The 21,989-nt window shown below is 57.2% G+C and carries 16 protein-coding genes and 1 pseudogene; 5 read left to right on the forward strand and 12 right to left on the reverse strand.

Going from position 1 to position 21,989, the window contains the following annotated elements; genetic code table 11:
• Nucleotides 1-3: 3 nt before the first annotated feature.
• Complete coding sequence (gene cls / locus BM029_RS13660) at nucleotides 4-1,371, reverse strand: cardiolipin synthase (RefSeq protein WP_244545043.1); 1,368 nt, start codon at nucleotides 1,369-1,371, stop codon at nucleotides 4-6.
• An 85-nt stretch (nucleotides 1,372-1,456) separates the two neighbouring features.
• Nucleotides 1,457-3,568: a site-specific recombinase gene (locus BM029_RS13665; RefSeq protein WP_092436867.1), complete on the reverse strand. Its 2,112-nt coding sequence runs from the start codon at nucleotides 3,566-3,568 to the stop codon at nucleotides 1,457-1,459.
• A 106-nt stretch (nucleotides 3,569-3,674) separates the two neighbouring features.
• Here BM029_RS13665 and aroQ point away from each other — a divergent pair, with 106 nt between their 5' ends.
• Complete coding sequence (gene aroQ, locus BM029_RS13670) at nucleotides 3,675-4,268, forward strand: gamma subclass chorismate mutase AroQ (RefSeq protein WP_092436868.1); 594 nt, start codon at nucleotides 3,675-3,677, stop codon at nucleotides 4,266-4,268.
• A gap of 25 nt (nucleotides 4,269-4,293) precedes the next feature.
• Here the strand turns inward: aroQ and BM029_RS13675 are convergent, their stop codons facing one another.
• The 3 genes from BM029_RS13675 to BM029_RS13685 form a co-directional block, all read right to left on the reverse strand.
• The gene (locus tag BM029_RS13675) at nucleotides 4,294-5,397 is read right to left on the reverse strand and encodes a patatin-like phospholipase family protein (RefSeq protein ID WP_170851077.1); all 1,104 of its coding nucleotides are present in this window, start codon (nucleotides 5,395-5,397) and stop codon (nucleotides 4,294-4,296) included.
• 16 nt (nucleotides 5,398-5,413) lie between these two features.
• Nucleotides 5,414-6,046: a hypothetical protein gene (locus tag BM029_RS13680; protein ID WP_092436871.1), complete on the reverse strand. Its 633-nt coding sequence runs from the start codon at nucleotides 6,044-6,046 to the stop codon at nucleotides 5,414-5,416.
• 93 nt (nucleotides 6,047-6,139) lie between these two features.
• Nucleotides 6,140-6,583 (reverse strand): CHRD domain-containing protein, encoded by a 444-nt coding sequence (locus BM029_RS13685; RefSeq protein WP_092436873.1) that lies wholly within the window; start codon nucleotides 6,581-6,583, stop codon nucleotides 6,140-6,142.
• A 180-nt stretch (nucleotides 6,584-6,763) separates the two neighbouring features.
• Here BM029_RS13685 and BM029_RS13690 point away from each other — a divergent pair, with 180 nt between their 5' ends.
• The 3 genes and pseudogenes from BM029_RS13690 to BM029_RS13700 all read left to right on the forward strand — a co-directional run bounded on the left by BM029_RS13690 (nucleotide 6,764) and on the right by BM029_RS13700 (nucleotide 11,475).
• Nucleotides 6,764-7,693, forward strand: a complete 930-nt coding sequence (locus tag BM029_RS13690; protein WP_092436875.1) for a cation diffusion facilitator family transporter — start codon at nucleotides 6,764-6,766, stop codon at nucleotides 7,691-7,693.
• Nucleotides 7,694-8,251: 558 nt separating this feature from the next.
• Nucleotides 8,252-10,183, forward strand: a pseudogene (locus BM029_RS13695) (TonB-dependent siderophore receptor).
• 8 nt (nucleotides 10,184-10,191) lie between these two features.
• Nucleotides 10,192-11,475: a PepSY-associated TM helix domain-containing protein gene (locus BM029_RS13700; RefSeq protein WP_092436877.1), complete on the forward strand. Its 1,284-nt coding sequence runs from the start codon at nucleotides 10,192-10,194 to the stop codon at nucleotides 11,473-11,475.
• A gap of 44 nt (nucleotides 11,476-11,519) precedes the next feature.
• Here BM029_RS13700 and BM029_RS13705 read toward each other — a convergent pair whose 3' ends face one another.
• From BM029_RS13705 to BM029_RS13735, 7 genes are read right to left on the reverse strand one after another with little or no spacing between them, the layout of a single operon-like run.
• Nucleotides 11,520-12,527 carry a GGDEF domain-containing response regulator gene (locus BM029_RS13705; protein ID WP_092436879.1) on the reverse strand — a complete coding sequence of 336 codons (1,008 nt, stop codon included), beginning with the start codon at nucleotides 12,525-12,527 and terminating at the stop codon, nucleotides 11,520-11,522.
• A gap of 29 nt (nucleotides 12,528-12,556) precedes the next feature.
• Entirely contained in the window at nucleotides 12,557-13,633 is a 1,077-nt protein-coding gene (locus BM029_RS13710) for a chemotaxis response regulator protein-glutamate methylesterase (protein WP_092436880.1), read from the reverse strand.
• Nucleotides 13,630-15,900, reverse strand: a complete 2,271-nt coding sequence (locus BM029_RS13715; protein ID WP_092436882.1) for a hybrid sensor histidine kinase/response regulator — start codon at nucleotides 15,898-15,900, stop codon at nucleotides 13,630-13,632. Before BM029_RS13715 ends, BM029_RS13710 begins: the two co-directional genes overlap by 4 nt.
• Entirely contained in the window at nucleotides 15,897-16,607 is a 711-nt protein-coding gene (locus BM029_RS13720; RefSeq protein ID WP_092436884.1) for a chemotaxis protein CheW, read from the reverse strand. Before BM029_RS13720 ends, BM029_RS13715 begins: the two co-directional genes overlap by 4 nt.
• Nucleotides 16,604-17,866: a CheR family methyltransferase gene (locus tag BM029_RS13725; protein ID WP_211482478.1), complete on the reverse strand. Its 1,263-nt coding sequence runs from the start codon at nucleotides 17,864-17,866 to the stop codon at nucleotides 16,604-16,606. The genes BM029_RS13720 and BM029_RS13725 overlap by 4 nt, the downstream gene beginning before the upstream one ends.
• The gene (locus BM029_RS13730) at nucleotides 17,863-18,321 is read right to left on the reverse strand and encodes a chemotaxis protein CheW (RefSeq protein ID WP_092436888.1); all 459 of its coding nucleotides are present in this window, start codon (nucleotides 18,319-18,321) and stop codon (nucleotides 17,863-17,865) included. The genes BM029_RS13725 and BM029_RS13730 overlap by 4 nt, the downstream gene beginning before the upstream one ends.
• Nucleotides 18,322-18,354: 33 nt before the next feature.
• A complete protein-coding gene (locus tag BM029_RS13735) occupies nucleotides 18,355-19,983 on the reverse strand; it encodes a methyl-accepting chemotaxis protein (RefSeq protein WP_092436890.1) in 1,629 nt (542 codons plus the stop codon).
• 341 nt (nucleotides 19,984-20,324) lie between these two features.
• Here BM029_RS13735 and BM029_RS13740 point away from each other — a divergent pair, with 341 nt between their 5' ends.
• Nucleotides 20,325-21,974 carry a methyl-accepting chemotaxis protein gene (locus tag BM029_RS13740; RefSeq protein WP_092436892.1) on the forward strand — a complete coding sequence of 550 codons (1,650 nt, stop codon included), beginning with the start codon at nucleotides 20,325-20,327 and terminating at the stop codon, nucleotides 21,972-21,974.
• The last annotated feature ends 15 nt before the right edge of the window (nucleotides 21,975-21,989 follow it).

Raw genomic sequence — 21,989 nt, forward strand, 5'->3', positions numbered from 1 at the left:
CATTCATAGCCAATAACCGAGCGAGCGCGCAGCCCATTCCTTGATGCGGTCCGAAAATGGCCGCTGCTGCCATTGCTCTAGCGTGATTTGCCTGGAGCCGCGGATGTCTTCGCGGAAGGCTCTTTCCATGTGGCGCCCAAACTGCTCGTCGATGACAACCACGTTTGCTTCATAGTTGTGGAGGAAACTGCGGATGTCCATGTTGGCGGAGCCGACCGTAGACCAGCTGCCGTCGATGACCGCGGTTTTGGCGTGCAGCACCGCTATCTGCAGCTGATAAATGCGGACGCCGGCGTTCAGCAGTTGCGTATAAAACGATTGGCCGGCATGGAACATCAGCCCGATATCGGATACCCCCGGCATGATAAGAGTGACATCCACTCCGCGCCGGGCGGCGGCGACCAATGCGCCCACCAGCTGGCGGTCGGGGGTGAAGTAAGGCGTGGTGATGTGGATGCTTTTGCGGGCTTGCTGGATCGCCAGGATATAGGCTTTGTAGAGGCTGTAATCGCTGTCCGGCTGGCTGCTCAGCACGTGCACCGTTTTGTTGCCGGCTTCGGTCAGTTTCGGGAAATAATCCAGGTCCGGTAAATCTTCAGCGTATTGCGTGGCCCAGGTTTGCAAGAACAGCAATTGCAGCGAGGCGACAGCAGGGCCTTCTATCTGCACATGGGTATCGCGCCAGCCAATAGCGCCGGCGCCGCTATTGGCGCGGCGGCCGGCGCGAAACAGCGAGCTGTTGGCGTAGGCAGCGCTGATGTTGACGCCGCCGGTGAAACCGATCTTGCCGTCTACCACCAGGATCTTGCGATGGTCGCGATGATTCAGCTGCCAGCGACCAAAGCGTTTAAGCGGATTGACCGGATTGAATTCGATCAGCCTGATGCCGGCCGCGCGCATGCGATCGAAAAAATAGGTGGGCGTGTCGATGCTGCCGACACTGTCGTAGATGACGTTGACTTGCACCCCTTCGCGTTGCTTTTCTATCAGCAGATCCGCAAACTGCTGGCCGAGCCGGTCCTGGTCGAAAATATACGTTTCAAAATTGATCGTGCTTTTGGCCTGCCTGATGGCAGCAATCATCGCAGTCAAGGTTTCCGGTCCGTCGAATAGCAAGGTTACCTTGTTGCCTTTGACTAGCGGGCTACCGGTAGCCGCTGCCTCCATTGCCGCCAGGTTGTCGAGCCTGGATGCGGCACCGTCCTTCCCATTAGCCTGGTCATTAGCCTGGCCAGTGCCGGTTGCGGTTGCCTGCAGCACAGACGCGCTCAAGTTGCTGACGTCGGGCAAAGTCGAGCAAGCTGCTGTCAAGATACACAGTAGCGCCACGGCGTACCTGAGAAAAAATTCACGTAACTGAGCGTTCAACATGTTTTCCATCGTGCGCCGGCTGGCTTTAGTATTTTGCTCGAATTTTGCTTGTAATATTCTATTCGTTACACGTTCTTTCCAGCACTTAAGCGGCCGGCTTGTCCTGTTCCAGCGGAGCGACTCTCCTGGGTGGAATGAAAAAATCCTTGGGGCCGCTCCTGAAACGTGTGAAGACCGCTCTGGCCAATGTCACTCCCTGACGGAACCGGATCTGGCGCGCGCGCATGGCCACGAACAAGGCCAATGAAAAGCTGACCCAGAGGTTAACCGTACCGATCCCGAGTACGCCAATGACGGAGACCGCCGCTGTCCGCCAGCCCATCTGGTTATCCAGGCCGACCAGTGCGGTGGCAAAGTTGGTGGCCGAAAACGTAATGTGGCGGATATCGATAGGCAAGCCGAGCATGAAGCCGATGGTGCCTATCGTGCCGAGCAGTATGCCGAAGTAGAAATTACCCATCAGACCGCCCAGGTTGCGTTCAAGGTATTCGCCGAACCGGTCCAGCCGTTGCTGGCCGAGCAACTTGCGCAACCAGCGAGCGCGCGCCACGCGCTTTCCCATGTGTGTGTGGAGCGCCTTGTTATCGTAGTAACCCGAGATCAGGCCGGCCAGGAACAGGCAGACGCCGGCGATCGCCGCATGGAACAGCGCCAGGCTGGCGAACGGATTGATATCGTGCAGCAGGTGAGCCGCCTTGTCGGGCGATACCAGATGATGACCTGACAGCGAGTGATAGGCGAGGGCGATCAGGTAGGCTACCGGAAAAGCCAGTAGCAAATTGCCCGCCACCGCGATGAATTGCGTACGGATCACTTTGACGATCAGCTCCACCAGGCTGTCGAGATCGATATTGCGGCCGTCGCGGCTTTGCAGGCCGGAAGCGATGCGCGATGCGGTCATCGCCGGTTGCTTGGTGGCGACCGTGAAATGCAGCACATGGATCAGCATGAATCCCACCGAATAATTCATGCTGAATAAAAACGCTTCCACCAGCGGCGCGGCGCGCACATAAGATGCCAGTATCTTGATCAGCGACATGAAGCCGATGATCAGCCCGGCGCCGGAAGCGGAGCGGAACATCGCGCCATATTCCTGACGGTCCTCGGCAATATAGTGTTCGCCGGTGCGGCTGGCGTTTTCGGTGACATTGCGTGCCAGCAGGTTGATATTGTCGGCGAACAGTTCGCGCACCGCATATTTGCGGTTATGCCCTTCGATGAGTTCCTGGCCCAGCGCCAATGCCTGGTTGCGTTTGGCGACCTGACTGGCGTCTGTCGTGTTTTGATCCTGCGTATCTTCGACAGTTTCGGCCTTGGTTTCGCCGACATCGACCAGACTCAACAGCTTGCGCAGGCGCGTGATGCTTTGCTCCAGCCTGACCAGCAGATAGGTCAGGGATACGCTACTCCCCATGCGCAAGGCGTTTTTACGGATTTTGAGGACGATGGTCTCGCATTGGTCCAGCATCACCGCCAGATGGCGGGCATCTTCCAGCGGCTGCAACTGGCCCGGATCGGCAGCCGATTCGCTCGCTGCCAGATGGTGGCGATAGCTGTTCAGGTACAGGTGCAGTTCGACGTTCTGCATCAGGAACGGCGATTCGAATTCGTCAATGCTGGGGTAGAGCCGAAGCAGCGCGGGCTCCAGTCCCATGGCGCTGATGCGATAGGATAGAGTCTGGATCGCTTCCAGCAATTCGCCCACGGTTTTATGGCGATCGATGGCATCGCTGGCCGCATTGTTTTCAGCGTCGGTATAGGGAGCAGCCTGGCTTAGCAGGTCATACAGGCTCAGCCAGTCTGCAGCCGGTACTGCATTGATCCACAGATAGTCGGTTTCGATCGGCAGCAGGCGATCAAGGCAATCGCGCAAATAATTGTCATCCAGCGCTGGTGGCAGGATGCGAAATGAGAGGCGCTGAAAAAGTTCGGTAAAAAAGCCGGCGTTCGGCAAGATGCCGGTATCGGTATACAAACTGATCTGGCGGCGCGTCGAAAACAACCGCAGCACGTAGTGACGCAGGGCGCTGGCCTGGGCCGGTTCACCATGCAGCAACTGCACCAACACTCGTACATTCTCGGTCGCCTGTCCGCCTTGCTCCGGTTTACTGGGGCGCAAGGTCTTTATCAAGGCCACCAAATGGTCGATATTGTCGGAGTTCGGATCGGCAGTGATGAGTTTTAGTGTTGACAGCATGTAAATTTTTATAAAATGCAAAGTGGATAGTGTACGTTTAGTTTATCGAAACGGGTTGTGAACGCGTGAATGAATGCTATGTTTCGCGTTGCCATAGAAAGAATCCATGAAATTCTCAAAATCCCTGTACTTGGGCAGATTCCTGTCCTGCTGGTTCCTGCTGTTTATCCTGGCGGCTTGCCAAAGCATGCCGTCAACGCCTGGTGTCCAGTGCGGTCCCTCTGCTGCGGACGCCGGGCAGGTCGATCAGCTGCTGACGCTGATAGATCAACGCCTGGCAGTTGCGCTGATGGTGGCCAAAGCGAAATGGAACTCCGGTGGCGCCATCAGCGATCCGCCACGTGAGCAACTTATACTGGACGCTGTCACTGCTCGGGCTGAAGGCTTGGATGCGGCTTTTGTAAGACGTTTCTTCCAGGCCCAGTTCGAGGCAAGTAAAGCCTTGCAGCTAGGTTTGCATGCGCAATGGCGTCAGCAAGGTGTGGGCAGTTTTGCCGACGCTCCTGATCTGGGGCGAGATGTGCGGCCGGTGCTGGACAAGCTGACGCCGCAATTGATCGCCGCGCTAAGCAAGATTCAACCTTTGTTGGCCCAGCCTGGCATGCCTGCCTATATTGTCATGCGCGCACAGGTTCTGGTACGCGGCGACCTGGACGGCTTGCCGCGCCGCGTGGCGCTTCAGGGATGGATGGAGAATTAAGGATCGAGAATTAACTCGGACCTGATCAAGGTTTGTTGTACCTGGTCGCATGACGCATGTGCTGTTTATAATTGGCGTGCGGTTTGCCAAAGGCTTCCAGTCCGCGCTGATAGCCATATTGCCATTGCGCTTCGACGTGCTCCACATAACTTTCATAGCGCGTTGGCATGAGCAGGCGCAAGCGATTTTTCGGCCAGGATAGTTTTTGCTGCATGCCGCTCTTGTGGAATATACTTTCCACATCCGAAGAATCGATCCAGACGTCGGCATGCTGGCGGTGGACATGGCGCAATCGCTGGTTGCCGTCGACGCCCAGTACCGCGCGCCAGGCAGGGATGGCGGTTGCCTGGTTAAACGGCGCTTTCAGTTCCATCACTACGCGTTGCGCCAGTTTATTTGCCAGCTCGATAGGGAACAGATCGACCACGCCGCCGGTGTAATGGCTGGCCTGATGCGAGTGGCAGCGAAAATAGAACATATCTGAAATGGAAATCCGCACAGCATCGCCGATAGGCATATGCACGTCTGTCAGCAATTGCGGCGCGATCGCATTGTCGCCCCACAGCGGCTCGCTCATGGGGGATCGCATGCCGTCAAGTAGTGCCGCTGTGCGCGGATTGCAAAATACGGTCTCGGCAAATAATTTGCGGCCGGCCCGGCGTTGTCCGATCTCCGCTTTCGAAAACAATATTCTTCCGCCGATAATCGCCACCGCGACCGGATCGATTGATTGCGGCTGGAGTGGCGGCAAGGGCAACTCTGCCGGGATATCGAAAAAATAGTCGCTGAACAGATCTGGAATCCTGGTTGCGCGCTTTACCGTAAGACGGCGTTTGACCGCATGGATAAAGGAGCGGCCGATGGCCGCCTTAGGCGTTGATTGCAAGCCGCAGAGGAATTGATACATCGCCGGGGAGCTGATCCACGCTTTGCGCTGCGCATCGTCCGGCAACGCCTGGATCACGGCGGCAGCGATGGAGCCGCCACAACTGGCTAGCAGCAAATCAGGTTTGTTATGAGTCTCGACTGCTGCCGCGTACATGCCTAGATAATAGCCAAAGCGAAAACCACCGCCTGCCATCACCATGCAACATTGATATTTTCCGGTTCGGGTTTCGGTTTGCGTCATGGGCCGGGATTATGCACTAGCAATGCGCCCAGAACCTTCTGGTTTGCAGATCGTCGCGCTCGTGTTGCATGCGGTCGCGGATATGCGGCGGCTGCCGGCGGTGGCCCATGGCGTTAAGCCATTCGACGCGTCGTCCAAGTGCCAGGCAATCGACACCGGCCTCGGTGGTGATGGTGCCTATGGCCGGTTCGATAATGGCAGCTGACGGTGCAGCCTGCGTTAGCTGTGGCGGCGGTTGGCGTAGCGTGCGTTCGATCGTTGCCTGGTCGACGCCGGGGATGATGGCGTTATCTGTAATCTGTACAGGTTTGGCTTTACTGCCTTGAGGACAACCCTTGTCGGTATAGACGATCTTGCCGTCGATGGTGCATTTGGCAATGACGCCGACGTTCTCCAGCAATGGTCGGTTAGAGGTTGTCGAGGTTGTCGATGACGCTGGTGGTGGTGGGGCGCCCGCTGCCAATGTCGCGGCGACAGGCGTAGATGGTGCAGGATTTGTCGCGAACGGTGCCGCGCCAGCGGTTTTTGCCTGGCGCTCAGGATTCTTGCTGCTGCCGGTATTGAGTGAATGGTCGATAGCATACAGAACGCCGCTGGCAAGCGCGATGGCCAGGAAAAACGCGCCAAAAATCCGGATTGCAGGATGCATAGGTTTATTCAAGGGGTAATACCGTCAATCGGCCGCCATGGCTGGCTTGCCAGAGGCAAGGGGAGGGGCGCATGGCGGCTTCGCAAGTGCAGGTCAGGGCAGCAGCTGGCCGCGAATTTCACCGCCAGGATTGGCAGCGCTGTGGACGTTGATATACAGGTTGCCGGCCATGTAGCTGGCATATTGGGCGTCGGTTAACTTGGCGCCGGCCGGTACCGACCAGGTATTGTCGCCAGTCTTGGTCAAAGGTACCAATACCGGACCGTTCTTACCCATTGCGGCTTCATGGATGTGCGCCATTTTTCCTTCTATGCCAGTGGTAGTGACGCTGCCGCTAACCGATTTGTCGGCTGTAATCACGATAGTGCCGCTGCCGGTTGCCGCCGAGCCGGTCGGCGGTACTTCATGGCCTCCGTCGAGGGTAACCTTGCTGGTGTGGCCCGAATTCATCGACATCGTCGAGCATGCTCCAAGCAGCAAAGCCAGTGCAACAGAAGCGAACAACGATGGCCTTATGTTTTTTAGCAGGGTAGTCATTTGTTTTCCTTTGTTCTGGTTATCGGGGGGGCGAAAGCAAACATTAGTGTAGTCCGCTTTCATCCTTGAGGAAATTTTTATGTATTTGCTTGACCTTATAGTAGCTACAGGGTTTTTAATGAGAGCATGCAATCGTAAAAAAGCGGTACATTATCTACACGCCACACTCCAAGGACAAGCATGAGCGCAGGCCATTCGCACGCCTTACCGACCAGCCAGAACGAGAAATATATCTGGATCGCATTAGGACTTACCACGCTCTTCCTGATAGTCGAAGTCATCGGCGGCCTGATCACCGGCAGCCTGGCGCTGATCTCGGATGCGGCGCACATGCTGACCGATACCATGGCCCTGGCAATCGCACTGGTGGCGATCCGCATCGCCAGGAAAGCGCCCGACGCCAAACGCACCTTCGGCTATCATCGTTTTGAAATCCTGGCTGCCGCGTTCAACGCAGTATTGCTGTTCATGGTGGCGATGTATATTTTGTACGAGGCTTACCAGCGCTTCCGCAGTCCCGCTGAAATCCAGTCGACAGGGATGCTTGTCATTGCCGTCTTCGGCCTGATCGTGAACCTGATCAGCATGCGCCTGCTCAGCGGCGGCAAGGATGCCAGCCTGAACGTCAAGGGCGCGTATCTGGAAGTCTGGAGCGACATGCTGGGTTCGGTCGGCGTGATTATCGGTGCGTTGGTGATCCGCTATACCGGCTGGACATGGGTCGATTCGGTGATCGCCGTATTGATCGGATTCTGGGTGTTGCCGCGCACCTGGATATTACTGAAGGAGAGCATCAATATCCTGCTGGAAGGGGTGCCGGAAGGCATGGATATTGAAAAGGTACAAGCCGCGCTGCGCGCAGTGCCGGGAATCCTGAGCGTGCATGACTTCCATTTATGGGCGGTCACCAGCGGTAAGGCCAGCCTTACCGCGCATGTGGTGTACGACCCGGCTTATTCGACAGAGCAATTGCTGCCGGCGCTGAAAGAGATCCTGGCGTCGCAATTCGCGGTGTATCACACCACGCTGCAGTTTGAGATACACCCTTGCGCCCACACGGCGGATGGCTGCAACTACAGCGCGCCGGAAGAGCATCACGTGCATGCCTGAGGCTGCATCGACCTGAAGACCTGTCCGGATGCATGGCTTGCGTGTTCCGGATACCGCTCCGGATACCGCATCTGTTTTCAACCTAGGATACCGCTCGGCTATCCACCTCCCAATCCCTCAGTTTCCCCCTCGTATTGATTCAAATCTTGAATGAGATTGCAATCGCGCGCTCATAAAATTTCAAAATATTTAATTGATAATCGGAATCATTCTCATTATTATTAATGTTTTAGAGAAATACCGCCTGCTTTAAACGCCATTCAAACCATAAAAACAATCAATCAATCGACTCAGGGATAACAGATGACAACTCCTAGCGCTGCGATACGCCCAGCGGCAGATCCGGTTTCACGTACTTCACTTGTTCAACCGTCATTACGGGTGATGAGCATGGCGGTGGCTATGGCGTTATCGGCCGCTGCGCCGCAGTTGGCGGCCGCCAGCAATGAAGCGGCGTTGCCGGAAGTGGTTGTCACCGGGGGCAGCGATCAGCAAACGCCGACCGAAAAAACCGTCAGCTACACCGTGCGCAAGAGCAATGCCGCAACCAAGATGGACATGTCGCTGCGCGAAACGCCGCAGTCGGTATCGGTGATCACGCGCGCCAAAATGGATGATTTCCAGCTCGACAATGTCGATCAGGTACTGGCCGGCACCACTGGCGTCACTGTCGAAAAAGTCGAAACCAATCGCACCTATTACACGGCGCGCGGCTTCGACATTACCAATTTCCAGTTCGATGGCGTCGGCGTTCCGCTTACCTTCGGCCTGCAGAATGGCGATCTGGATACCGCCCTGTACGACCGCGTCGAAGTGGTGCGCGGCGCCAACGGCCTGACTTCCTCCACCGGCAATCCGTCGGCCACCGTGAATTTCGTACGCAAGCGTCCGACTTATGATTTCCAGGCTTCCACCGGCATCAGCTACGGTTCATGGAACACGCGTCGCATCGATGCCGATGTTTCCGGTGCGCTCAACGACGCCAAGACCGTAGCGGCGCGCGTAGTGGTGGCGCACGAAGACGGTGATTCCTACCTGGACCGCTACCAACCCGGCAAGAATATATTCTATGGCGTGATCGAAGCCAACCTGAGCAACGACACGTTGCTGACCGTGGGCTACAGCTATCAAAAAAATGACGGTAAAGGCGCGATATGGGGCGCCTTGCCGCTGTACTACACTGACGGTTCACCGACCCATTATGGCGTCGGCACCAGCACCTCGGCCAACTGGTCGTCCTGGAACTCGGAAGAGCAGCGCGCTTTCGCCGAACTGAATCATCGTTTCAGCAACGACTGGCAATGGAAAACCACCCTGAGTTACAACAAATTGAGTACCGACGGCAAGCTGTTCTATGTCTACGGTACCCCCGACCGGGTCACCGGCGACGGCTTGTTCAGCTATCCGTCGCTCTACAGTTCAGACAACAAGCAAACCGTCATCGACAGCTATGTCAACGGCAAATATTCGCTGGGCGGACGCCAGCATGACGTGACTATCGGCGCCAGCTGGTCGCGTTCGACGCTGGACGACATCTCGCATTACGGACAGGGAATAGGAACTCCGCTGACAGCCACAGGCGCATTCGACGGCGGTTACCCGGAGCCGAGTTTCGATGCCTCGATCGACGGCAGCGCCTATACCGACAAGCGCAAAACCTTGTACGGCGCCACCCGTCTCAACCTGGCCGACAATCTCAAGCTGCTGCTCGGCGCCAACTATACCGACGCCAGCACCACCGGTATCGCCTACGGCGTCAACCACCAGACCCGCGCCAGCTCCACCACGCCGTATGCCGGCCTGGTCTACGATTTAAACCGGAATGTATCGGCCTACGCCAGCTACACCGAGATTTTCAACCCGCAGTAACAGACCGACATTACCGGTGCAACGCTCAAGCCGGTCGAAGGCAAGAGCTATGAGCTGGGCTTGAAGAGCGAGTTTTTCAATCGCAAGCTGAATGCATCGGCAGCCGTGTTCAGGGTAGAGCAAAGCAATTCGGCGGAACAGGCTGGCTACGTTGGCGCCAAGGCGTATTACCGCGGTATTGAGGCACATTCGGAAGGACTGGAGCTGGAGCTGTCCGGCGAACTGGCCAAGGGCTTGCAGGGCAGCCTCGGCTACACCGTGATGACTATCAAGGACCAGGACGGTAATTCGGTCAAGAATTACGTCCCGAAACAAACCTTGCGGGCGGCGGCGAGCTACCAGGTGCCACAGTTGGAAAAGCTGAAAGTCGGCGCCAGCCTCAACTGGCAGGGCAATACCAGCCGCACCGATGCGCTCACAGGGACGCAAACGGTCACCACGGTGCAGCATGGCTATGCGCTGCTCAACCTGATGGCGCGTTACGACATCAGCAAGCAGGTCAGCGTGATTGCCAATCTCAACAACGTCACCAACAAGAAATACATCTCCAGCCTTTACTTCTCGCAAGGCTATTACGGCGCGCCCGTTAACGGCAGCGTTGCGATTAACTGGAAATACTGAAACCGATCATGACGATACGTCCTTTCATGGTGATCCTGCACCGCTGGTTCGGACTTGCGGCAGCGGTGTTCCTGTTTATCGCTGGCGCCACCGGCGCCGTCATTTCCTGGGATCACGAACTCGATGCCTGGCTCAACCCGCAGCTGTTCCATGCCCGCAGCGCCGACCAGCCGGCCGCGGGCAAGACCCTGCCAGGCCTGGAACTGGCAAACCGGGCGGAGGCGCAGGACCCACGCATGCGGGTAACCTATGTGATGACGGCAAGCGAGCCGGGACATACCAGCACCATGATGGTGGAAGGGCGTATCGATCCTGCCACCAAACAACCTTACGATCTTGGCTTCAACCAGATAGCGGTCGATCCGGTCAGCGCTGAAATACAAGGCAAGCGTATGTGGGGCGCCATCTCCCTAAGCCGCGAGAACCTCCTGCCATTCTTGTACAAGCTGCACTACACCATGCATCTGCCCGAGGTCGGCGGGATTGAACTTGGCACCTGGCTGATGGGCATCATTGGCATCGTCTGGGCGCTCGACTGTTTCATCGCCTTATGGCTGTCTTTTCCGAACTGGCGCAGCTGGCGCAAATCGTTCGCGTTCCGGTGGCGCCAGGGTGGTCATAAATTGAATTTCGATTTGCATCGCTCAGGCGGCGTCTGGCTTTGGATACTGCTGCTGATCCTGGCGGTAACCTCGGTTTCCATGAATCTCTACAACCCGGTCATGCGGCCAATTGTGCAAACCTTTTCGACGCTGACGCCGGATCCGTTTGACAGCCGTAAGCCGATCGCGCCGGCGCTCGCCGCCAAGGCCGAACCCGGCGTCAGCCGTGAGCAGGTGGCGCAACTGGCCCGCGAGGACGGTCAGCGCCGCGGCTGGACGGTGCCGGTCGGCGGCGTGTTCTATTCTTCCGCCTTCGGTTTGTACGGCGTCGGGTTTTTCGAAGCCGGCAATGACCATGGCGATGTCGGCCTGGGCAACAGCTGGCTGTATTACGACGCTGGCGACGGCCATGCTGCCGGCGCAAAAATCCCCGGTACCGGCAGCGCTGGCGATATCTTCATGCAGGCGCAGTTTCCCTTGCATTCGGGCCGCATCCTCGGTTTGACCGGGCGCATCCTGATTTCACTGATGGGCGTTGCGGTGGCGTTGCTGAGTGTTACCGGCGTGATCATCTGGGCTCGCAAACGACGCGCGCGCTTGCTGGCGGCGCGCCAGGCACGCAGGGTGGGCATGCAGCGTCCACGTAGCACCGCGATAACCGGAATACGGGACCGCGCAGCATCGAAATAGGCATATACATGGCGTGAATTCACGCGCGGGTACAGGTGTCCACCCTAGGCAATCTCGACCCGATTCTTGCCAGTGCGTTTGGCGCGATACAGCGCCTGATCGGCCAATTCGACCAGTTTTTCCTGGGAACTGCCGCGTTGCGGCACCATGCTGGCACCGCCAACGCTGATGGTGACCCTGGCATCGTTGTTGGAAGATTTATGGGGGACGTTCAGCGCGTGCACCGCCGCGCGCAGGTTGTCGGCCTGAATTTCCATATTTTCACGTGACATGGACGGCAGCACCAATATAAATTCCTCACCGCCTATGCGTGCCGCGAGATCGGTCGGGCGCCGTGCAAAATGGCCGATACCTTCTGCCACTTGCTTGAGCGCGGTATCACCGGCCAGGTGGCCGTAGGTGTCGTTATACAGCTTGAAATCATCGACGTCGATCATAAGCAACGATAATGTACTTTGCTCGCGTTCCGCACGCCGCCATTCGGCGCTGAAGTATTCGTCGAAATAACGCCGGTTGGCGAGACCGGTCAAACCATCCGAATTGGTCAGGCGCTGCAGTTCCAGATTGGTTTCCAGCAGCTGCTGCTGGCTTTGCCGCAGCGCGCGATAGGCCTCATCACGTTGCAACAGGTTCACATAAGAGCGTGAGTGATAGCGAATCCGCGCCACCAGCTCTATCGTGTCGGGCAGCTTGACCAGATAGTCGTTGGCGCCGGCGGTAAACGCGGCGCTTTTGACCGTCGGATCTTCGCGGGTGGACAGCACGATGATAGGGACGTTGCGGGTGGCCGGGTTGGCGCGGTACTTGCTCACCAGGGTCAAACCGTCAATGCCTGGCATCACCAGGTCCTGCAAGATGACTGTGGGGCGGGTTCTCTGGGCGGCTTCGATCGCCTCGTCTGGATGGGCGCAGTAGTGGAAATCGATGTTAACCTGATTCGCCAGTGCGCGCCTGACGGCTTCACCCACCATGGCCTGGTCATCCACCAGCAGCACCATGACCGGATAATCGTCCGGTGACTGATTGATGTCGAGATTTAATTCTTTAGGCATGACTCACTCCGTATCTGTACTGATTATGGCTATCGTTTATTTATAATACTGACCAGCTTGCCGGCAATTTGATTGACTGGCAGGATGGCGTCGGCGGCGTTTAGCGATGCTGCCGCTTTCGGCATACCGTAAACCGCGCTGGATTTCTGATCCTGGGCGATGGTGTAATAGCCTTTGTCGCGCATGGCTTTCAACCCTATGGCGCCGTCTCGTCCCATACCCGTAAGCAGGATGCCCACCGCTTTGCCGGCCCATAATTCGACGACACTCTGGAAGAACACATCGATCGACGGTCGGTAGGGATAGCCGCTGGGCTGCTCGGTATATCCCAGCTGGAACGGCCGGGTCAAGCGCAGATGATCGTCGGTTCCGGCCAGCAGTACGCAACCTGGCGTCGGACTATCGCCCGCCTTTGCCAGCCGTACCGGCATGGCGGACTGGCTGCCGAGCCAGTCCGCCATGCCGGAGGCGAATTGTGCGTCCACGTGTTGCACCACCACCAAAGCCGCCGGAAAATCCGTCGGCAGCTGCGAAAGCAGGACTGCCAGCGCCGCCGGGCCGCCGGCAGATGCGCCGATGGCAATCAGGTATTTTGAATCTGGCGGGGACAAAACCGGATTTTTACTGTAGACGGGGGTGGCGGCAGTGTTCGTAGCCACGGCCGATTCTGCCGCCGGCGCCGGCACGCTATGCTCAGGCGTTGACTGCCGCTGACTGAGCAGCTTTTCGATAGAGTCGATCTTGGACAGCAAAGAGTTGACATCGTTGCGTGGATAACCGCTCAAGGTGCTCGGGGTATCGATCGCATCGATCGCGCCGTGGGCCATTGCGTCATATACCGCTGAAACATTGGCGCCGACATCGCCGGTGACGATCAGGATCGCGCACGGCGTATGCGCCATGATATGGCGAGTGGCGCTGACACCGTCGAGCACCGGCATGATCAAATCCATCAATATCAGGTCTGGCGTCTGCCATGCACACAATTCGATGGCGCGCTTGCCTTCCTCTGCAATCCAGATGATCTCATGGCCAGGGCGCTGCAGCAGAGTGCGGCGTAGCGCTTCTACTGCAATCGGCGCATCGTTGACGATACCTATTTTCATGAATGGGGCTCTCCGATCAGGTCTGCCACCGCTTGCAGCAAGGTCTCGTCGTGGAAACTGGCTTTGGCCAGATAATAATCGGCGCCGGCTTCGAGGCCGCGCTGACGGTCTTCCTGCCTGTCCTTGTAAGATACGATCATCACCGGAATAGCTCTCAGCTGCAGGTTTTTCTTGATCAGAGTGACCAGTTCAATGCCATCCATGCGTGGCATGTCGATATCGGTCACTACCAGGTCGAATGGCTCGCTGCGCAATACGTTCCAGCCGTCCATTCCGTCCACCGCAACCCGCACCGTATAGCCGCGGCTACTTAGCAGCTTGCGTTCCAGCTCGCGCACGGTAAGCGAATCGTCGACCACCAGCACCCGTTTGCTGGCCCTGGCCTGCTGCTGGCTGGCGTTGTTCTGAATTTTGTCGAGCTGGCCATGCGCAATCAGCTTTTCGGCTGAATTCAGCATGTCGGCAACGTCCAGTATCAATACCGGCGCGCCGTCTTCCATCAACGCAGCTGCCGCCACATCCTTGATCTTGCCTAGGCGTGTATCCAGCGGTTGCACCACCAGCATGTGCTCGCCCAGCAAACGGTCGACTTGCAGGCCATAGGTCTGTGTCTGATCGCCGATTACCACCAGCGCAATCCTGTCGTCAATCCTGTCATCGGTCGCGGCATCCCCGCTCTGTAAAATCTGGCTGGCGGCGATCAGGCCGATCTGGCGCTTTTCAAACGTAAAGTGTTGACGGCCTTCCAGCGATTCGATCTGATCCTTCTCCAATATCATGGTGCGGTTGACGTAAGCCAGAGGGAAGGCGTAGGCCTCGCCGCCGATGTTGACCAGCAAGCTGCGCACCAGCGACAACGTCAAAGGCAGTTGCAATTGAAAACGCATGCCTTGGCCTGCATCGCTGAAAATCTGGATCGTGCCGCGCATGCGTTTGAGCATGTTGTGGACCACGTCCAGGCCGACGCCGCGCCCGGAAATTTCCGTGACGGTGTCGCGCATGCTGAAGCCTGGCAATAACAGGAAGTGCAGCAGTTCAGCGTCACTCAGGCGGCTTGCAGTTGCGCTGTCGACCAGGCCGCGCCGCACCAGGGAAGTGCGCAATTGCTCCAGGTTCATGCCGTTACCGTCGTCGCTGATCGTGATTTGCAACAGACCGGCATGGTGGCGCGCAGTCAATGTAATCAGGCCTTCATCGTTCTTGCCCGCGGCGCGTCGCTGCTGTGGCTGTTCGATGCCATGGTCCAGCGCATTGCGCAACAGATGCACCAGCGGTGCGTCCAGTTGCTCCAGGATGTCGCGATCGACCTGCGTGGTTTCGCCGTGGATCTCCAACCTTGCCTGTTTACCTAAAGTGCGTCCGAGATCGCGCACTATGCGATCGTAGCCCACCACCCGATCGGCAAACGGCCGCATGCGGCAAGCCAGCGCCTGATCGTACAAACGCTGGGCGCGACTGCTGTTGCGCCGCTCGAACAGCTCCAGTTCGGTCAGGCGTTCTGCCAGCATTTTCTGGTTGGCCTCGACATTCTGGCGGACATCTTGCAATGCCTTGAGTTGCGCGCCAACAAGATTGTTCTCGCGCAGCGTGTCATGCAAGATTTCCAGCGATTGCGCGGTACTCTGCTGCAATCGTTTAAGGCGCAGCAACGATCCGTTGAATGCCTGCAGCCAGCGCGATTCCACCAACGATTCACCGGACAGGCTGACCAGCTGGTTCAAATGCGCAGCGGTGACACGTAACATGCGGTCTGACTGTTCTTTGTTCTTGCCCTGATTGCCACTTTGCGGGATATCGCCGGCATCGTCCAGATCTACTGCCGCAGCTACAGTTGTTTCCGGTTCACGGGAATGATCGTCAGCCGGCCGCAAACTGTCTTCAAGGCCTCGCAGGAACGTCTCGATTTCCTTGCGGCCGCTACCTGCCTGCCATAATTCGACGTCCTCGGCGCTGATGGCTATCCTTTGCAGCAGATCGACGCCCTGCAATAGCTGGTCGATGCGGCGTGGCCCCAGTTGCACTTTTCCCTGCTGTGCAGAAACGAAGCAGTCTTCCATTACATGGGTGACATCGACGCCCGCCTGGATGCCGATAATCCGCGCCGCGCCCTTGATCGAATGGGCCGCCCGCATGCAGGCTTCCAATTGTTCCGGTGAAGCCGAGCGTTCGATGGCTAACAGGCCGCTGCTCATGACCTGAGCCTGGGTTTCTACCTCCAGGCGAAACAGATCAAGCATGGAAGCGTCGCGTATGTCGTCGACGTTCATGCCAGGCTCCGATCTAGCGTGTTAAACAGCAGTTCCTGCTCCAGCAAACCTACGCTATGCCCATTCCAGTGGATGATTGCATGAGTGAAATGGCCGGCTGCGCGCGTCAGCGTGGTGGGCACCGCTTGCCGGGCGGAATCGGCGACGCGCAGAGTGCCGTGCACTTCATCCGCTGTAAAGGCGGTAGTCTGGCCGTTGTGCCGAACTATCAGCATGCGCCGCAATAGTTCCTGGCGTTCGTTGCGCTCGTTGTGTTCATCGCCGTTGCCGATGCCGAGCATCGCCGCCAGAGAAACGCAAGTCACCAGCGCGCCGCGAATATTGGTAATGCCCAACACGATGGCGTTTTGTCGGTGAGGCAGGCGATGTATGGCGCGCTGTTCGGTGATTTCTTCCAGCAGCGAAGTCGGCAGCGCCAACCATTCTTCGCCGATGCGAAACAGCAGCAAGGAGCGCAGGTTTGCGGCGCTTTGCGGCTGTTTTTCTGCTTGTTCTTCGGCCTTCTCAGAGAGGTTGTCGCCAATCTCATCTATTTGCAAGCGGTCCAGCAGCTCGGCCGCGGCGCGCGCATGCACCGGGCAGTTGCGACAATCGATATGCAGTATCAACTGCTCGCACGAAGCATCGCCGCGTACGCCGATCCGGTTCCAGCAATCGTCGATCTGCGTCATGGCGGTGTCGGCTTGATAATGAAGGGATGTACTCATGATTCTGTCGAACGCCGTACGCGTTGCTGCAATAATCTGGCGCCGGCGAAATCTCCTTGCACTTGCAGCAATGCCGCCAGATGTGTCATGGCTTCAGCATGGGCGGGTTCCAGATACAGGACTTTTCGATAGCAGTCGGTGGCGGCCTGTTTACGGTCGGCCGCATCATGGACCACACCCATCAGATAGTAGAGCGCGGCTGATGCACCATGACGCTGTATCAGTTGTTCGCACAGGTTGGCGGCTTCGCTCAGTTTGCCTTGATCCGCCAGTAGTTGCGCCGTTGCCAGGGTTGTTTGCGGTAATAATGCCGGCGCCGTATCTGCGCTTGCTTTGATTTTTTCCTGTTTTTCCTGAATGGTGCGCTCTGCAGCGGGCCTCGACCTCGGTCGCAATAGTGACATTGGCGGTTGACGAGTGAAGACGGCGGTAGCCGGCAGCGCCGCCGGTTTTGCTAATTCGTGTGCAGGAGCACCTTGCCGGAAAGCGAAGGCCATTGGCGCCTTGATCTGTGTCAGCGCGTGTTGCATCATCAGAGCGCTTTCCGCAGGACCGACAAATAGCAGACCTTCAGGCGCCAACCGCTGGAGCAGGATGGTGACGGCATGATGCTGGGTGGCGCGATCGAAATAGATCAACAGATTGCGGCAAAAGATAATGTCGTAGGGGACTTGCCCGGCCAGCAGATCGGCAGCAAACAGATTGCTTTGCATAAAACGCACTTGTTGCCGGACCGTTTCCGACAGTGCATAGCCTTGGTCACTGAGCGCAAAATATGTATCTCGAAACGTCAAGAAGTCACCGCGAAACGAATTCTTGCCATATACAGCCTGGCGGGCGATATCAAGCGATTGCGGACTGATGTCGATGGCGTCGATACGGAAGTGCTGCGGCGGCAGGCCGGCGTCCAGCAGCGCCATCGCAACCGAATACGGTTCTTCACCGGTGGAGCAGGGCAGGCTCAGGATACGCAAGGGCTGGCCGGCGCTGAGCGGCCGTTGCGGTAGCAGCTGCGTCATTTCGATAAAGGCTTCGCGATGCCGGAAAAACCAGGTTTCCGGTACGATTACCGACTCGATCAATTGCAACTGTTCCCGTTCCGAGACCTGTAGCAACAGCCAGTAGGCATCCAGATCATCGATACCGCAACTGCCGCATCTTTCCTGTAACGCGCGCTCCAGCATGGGCCGGCCTATGGATTGGATATCCAGGCCCATGGTGCGTTTCAGCAGGATTTCAAATTTTTCCAGCGGCATCATGGCGCCTCGGCCGGAAACAGTTGTGCACGCACGTCGGGCGGCAGCAAGTCTTGTATCCGGACCGCTTGAATCAGGCCGCGCGCATCGTCGGTAACCGGGCCCAGATAAGGCGCATTACCGTGATCGAGGCCGCTATCGCGAAATTCGGAGGGTTCACGGCGCATGATTTCGCTGGCTTTTTCCAATACCAGTCCGAGCAGGCGGTTACCCCCGCCAGGCACAGGGTAATGCACCAGTACCATGCGAGTGCTGAGGCGGCGCAGAGCCGGGCGCCCCAGCGCCAGCAGGCTGAGATCGATCACCGGCACTGACTGGCCGCGATAGGTGAATACGCCGGCGACCCAAGGCGCTGTCGCCGGCATTTGTTTCAGGTTGACCAACGACAGCACTACTGCCACCTGACGGGTATCAAGTGCGTAATAATCTTTGTCGATCTGGAACAATAAAAAAAGCATGGTTTATTTTATCTGCACATTTCCGCATCAGCCTCAGCCGAGCTTCAACTTGAAGCGCGAGACGCCGTTGCGCAAGCCGTTTGCAGTGAGCGTCAACTCGTCAATCGCCTGGCTTGACTGGCGCAGCGATTCTACGCTTTGATGTGCGGCTTCGCTTAATTGCCCCAACGCCTGGCTAATCTGTTCGGCGCCAATGGCTTGTGCCTGCACCCCTTCGTTGACAGATTGAAAACGCGGCGTCAACGCCTGCACCTGCTGGATGATCTGCGATAGCTGGACGCCGACATTCTGCACATCGGCGATGCCGCGCCGTACTTCTTCGGAAAATTTATCCATTCCCATCACACCGGCCGATACGGCAGACTGAATCTCTTTCACCATCTGTTCGATGTCGTAAGTGGCAACTGCGGTCTGGTCGGCCAGGCGGCGAATTTCGGTCGCCACCACGGAAAATCCGCGACCGTATTCGCCAGCTTTTTCGGCCTCGATGGCGGCGTTCAGCGAGAGCAGGTTGGTTTGCCCGGCGACCTTGGTGATGGTCGTCACGACTTGATTGATATTGCTGGCTTTTTCGTTGAGGATGGCCAGCTTGGCGTTGACCGAACCGGCCGCATTCATCACGTGATGCATGGTGTCTTCCATTTGCGTCAGGCCAGTCTGGCCGGTGCCGACCAGTCTGGCAGCTTCCTCGGCGCCAGATGAAACTTCATTCATGGTGTTCACCAGTTCGCGCGATGTGGAATAGATTTCACGGGAAGTGGCGCCGATTTCGGTGGTAGTGGCGGCGGTTTCGTTGGCTGTGGCTTGCTGCTGCTTGGCGGTAGCGGCAATCTCCACTACCGAGGTGGTGACCTGAATTGCCGATTTCTGCGCTTGCCCGACCAGGCCGGTCAGTTCGTCGGACATGCGGTTCAGACCAGTTTCCAATGCTTGAAATTCATCATGGCGATTGAGGTTGAGACGTTGCGACAGGTCGCCGGAACGAATCACTTCCAGGGCAGCAATCAGGTTTGCCATCGGGCGCGTGATAGCACGCAGCAGGAAGACGCCGCAAATCAGCGCTGCCGCCAGGGCAATCACCAGCGCTGCCAGCAAAGTGCTCTTGGCGACCAGCACCGCAGCCTCGATTTTATCTACCGAGCGGACTTCGGATTGCTGGTTAAAGTCGCGCAATTGCGTGGCGACTCTGCGTCCTTGCTGCCAGGCCGGTTCCAGTTGTTCCATCAGCAGGCTGCGAGCTTGCGCATTCTTTTGCAACTCATCCAGTTTCAACACCTCGGACATAATCCGGTCGTATTGCACCCGCGTAGCTTTGAAGGCGATGAAATTGGCTCTGTCCTCATTCTCGAAAATGGTCTTTTCGTAGTCCGCTACCAGCTTATCCATTGTTTCCGAGTAGGCGTGCATTGCCGTCAGATCTTTTTTTCGTTGCTCCGGGTTATCCAAGGCTATCACCTGCAACGCCAGCAGATAACTCTGAGACCAGTTCGAGCGGATGCCGGTGCTCAACTCTAGACCGGGTATGGAGTCGGTCTGGAAACTGACGGTTTCATGTTCGATCGCTGCCAGCTTCAGGTAGGTGATGCCAGCCATGAATCCCATCAGCGCCAGAATGACACCAAAACTCACCAGCATTCTTTGCCGAATAGTCCATTGCTTCACGTGTTATTTCTCCTGTCGGAAATCGATGATCGCTGCGTTCTTTTTGGTCCGCGGCTTGAAATGCGATTCAATTGGTGAATTGATAACTGCGCCGTCATCGGCTAATCATCAACTAATTTCTAAGTGGACACAATAAACCAGTCAGATCTAATGCGCACGAATTTTTGGCTAAGCTGAGTCGGCTTCGGCGCGATTGCGCAAAATTTTTGTTCCTCCCCCTTCAGCTAAACAACAACGCCGCCGTTAATGCAAAGGAAAGCTTGGAAGACGATCGCTTTCCGTGCCGACGCATGATCGCTGCACGCTACTAATAATTGCTTAGGCAAATCGGGGACCCATTAATGAATAAATTGTCTTTTACGCAAAAACTCTGGCTACCGCTGCTGGTCAGCCTGGTCGCACTATTTTCGATCTCCGTATTCAACGCTTATCAAGCGCGGCAGATCCGGCTGGAGGAGCGTAAAAATGATTTGATGAATGTCTCTGACATCGCCATGAGCATAATCAAGGAATACGGCGCCATGGCCGCCAGCGGCGCGCTCAGCAAGAGCGAGGCACAACAGCAGGCGCTGGCGCGGTTGAAGGTAATGCGCTTCGGCAAAGATGGCTATGTTTCGATTATTTCATCGAATGAAGTAATGATCATGCATCCGATGAAGCCCGAGATGGAGGGGCGCAAGATGAGCGATTTCAAGGATCTCGAGGGCAATCTGGTATTTGCCTTGATCTCCAAGGCCGGCAGCCAGCCTGGCGGCGGTTTCATCGAGTATGTCTGGCCGAAAGTCGGCGCTGCCGAGGCAGTGCCGAAGATATCGTTCGCACTCGGCTACCAGCCATGGGACTGGATCACCACTACCGGCATTTATGTGGATGATCTGAATCTGGCCTTCATGCACTCACTTTACCAGGGCGGCGCCATATTGCTGGTAGTGGCGCTGGCGCTAGGTGCACTGATCGGCTATTCGAACCGCAGCATGCTGAATGCGATAGGCGGCGATCCTGGCAATGCGGCCGACATCGCCAACCGTATTGCCGACGGCGACCTCAGCCTGGATATAGCGACCCGTCCGGGCGATACACGCAGCCTGGTGTATGCAATGAAATGCATGCGCACATCGCTGCTGCATACGATTTCCAATATCAAAAATTCCGCTGACACGATTGCCACCGCCTCCAGCCAGATCGCCGGCGGCAACCTGGATTTGTCCAGCCGCACGGAACAACAAGCCGGATCGCTGGAAGAAACCGCTTCGGCAATGGAGCAGCTCACCTCGACCGTCAAGCAAAATGCCGACAACGCGCGACAAGCCAATCAGTTGGCGGTCAGCGCTTCGCAAGTGGCAAGCGACAGCAGCGCGGTGGTGTCGCAGGTGGTCGATACCATGGGCAATATCCGCAGTTCATCGAAGAAAATCGTCGACATCATCGGCGTGATTGACGGTATCGCCTTCCAGACCAATATTCTCGCTTTGAATGCTGCGGTAGAAGCGGCGCGTGCCGGCGAGCAGGGCCGCGGCTTTGCCGTGGTGGCCTCGGAGGTGCGCAGTCTGGCGCAACGTTCGGCCGCGGCAGCCAAGGAAATCAAAGTGCTGATCGATGAATCCGTCAGCCAGGTCGGCAGTGGCAGCAAACTGGTGGAGCAAGCTGGCGTGACCATGGGTGAAGTGGTGACCAGCGTTAAACGCGTAACCGACATCATCGGCGAAATCGCCACCGCCAGCCAGGAGCAAAGCGCGGGTATCGAACAGGTCAATCACGCGATCACGCAAATGGATGAAGTGACCCAGCAAAATGCCGCCCTGGTGGAACAAGCTGCCGCCGCCGCGGCGTCATTGCAAGAGCAGGCCATCCATCTGGCGCAGATGGTCGGCGTGTTCAAAACCGATAGCAGCCCGGCTAGCCATGGCGAGCCGGCCCGGCGCGCAATGGATGTCACGCCGCGGCCTGTGCAATTGTCCGCAAGGGCGACAGCGCGGCGTATGGCTGCCTAGATTAATTTTTACAAG

Source organism: Collimonas sp. OK607, assembly GCF_900111995.1.
In the GTDB taxonomy this organism is placed as follows: Bacteria; Pseudomonadota; Gammaproteobacteria; order Burkholderiales; family Burkholderiaceae_D; genus Collimonas.

What these genes read in the sequence shown, in the direction of transcription:
- cls (WP_244545043.1), bottom strand. Translation starts at nt 1,371, where the DNA reads ATGTTGAACGCTCAGTTACGTGAATTTTTTCTCAGGTACGCCGTGGCG.
- BM029_RS13665 (WP_092436867.1), bottom strand. Translation starts at nt 3,568, where the DNA reads ATGCTGTCAACACTAAAACTCATCACTGCCGATCCGAACTCCGACAAT.
- aroQ (WP_092436868.1), top strand. Translation starts at nt 3,675, where the DNA reads ATGAAATTCTCAAAATCCCTGTACTTGGGCAGATTCCTGTCCTGCTGG.
- BM029_RS13675 (WP_170851077.1), bottom strand. Translation starts at nt 5,397, where the DNA reads ATGACGCAAACCGAAACCCGAACCGGAAAATATCAATGTTGCATGGTG.
- BM029_RS13680 (WP_092436871.1), bottom strand. Translation starts at nt 6,046, where the DNA reads ATGCATCCTGCAATCCGGATTTTTGGCGCGTTTTTCCTGGCCATCGCG.
- BM029_RS13685 (WP_092436873.1), bottom strand. Translation starts at nt 6,583, where the DNA reads ATGACTACCCTGCTAAAAAACATAAGGCCATCGTTGTTCGCTTCTGTT.
- BM029_RS13690 (WP_092436875.1), top strand. Translation starts at nt 6,764, where the DNA reads ATGAGCGCAGGCCATTCGCACGCCTTACCGACCAGCCAGAACGAGAAA.
- BM029_RS13700 (WP_092436877.1), top strand. Translation starts at nt 10,192, where the DNA reads ATGACGATACGTCCTTTCATGGTGATCCTGCACCGCTGGTTCGGACTT.
- BM029_RS13705 (WP_092436879.1), bottom strand. Translation starts at nt 12,527, where the DNA reads ATGCCTAAAGAATTAAATCTCGACATCAATCAGTCACCGGACGATTAT.
- BM029_RS13710 (WP_092436880.1), bottom strand. Translation starts at nt 13,633, where the DNA reads ATGAAAATAGGTATCGTCAACGATGCGCCGATTGCAGTAGAAGCGCTA.
- BM029_RS13715 (WP_092436882.1), bottom strand. Translation starts at nt 15,900, where the DNA reads ATGAACGTCGACGACATACGCGACGCTTCCATGCTTGATCTGTTTCGC.
- BM029_RS13720 (WP_092436884.1), bottom strand. Translation starts at nt 16,607, where the DNA reads ATGAGTACATCCCTTCATTATCAAGCCGACACCGCCATGACGCAGATC.
- BM029_RS13725 (WP_211482478.1), bottom strand. Translation starts at nt 17,866, where the DNA reads ATGATGCCGCTGGAAAAATTTGAAATCCTGCTGAAACGCACCATGGGC.
- BM029_RS13730 (WP_092436888.1), bottom strand. Translation starts at nt 18,321, where the DNA reads ATGCTTTTTTTATTGTTCCAGATCGACAAAGATTATTACGCACTTGAT.
- BM029_RS13740 (WP_092436892.1), top strand. Translation starts at nt 20,325, where the DNA reads ATGAATAAATTGTCTTTTACGCAAAAACTCTGGCTACCGCTGCTGGTC.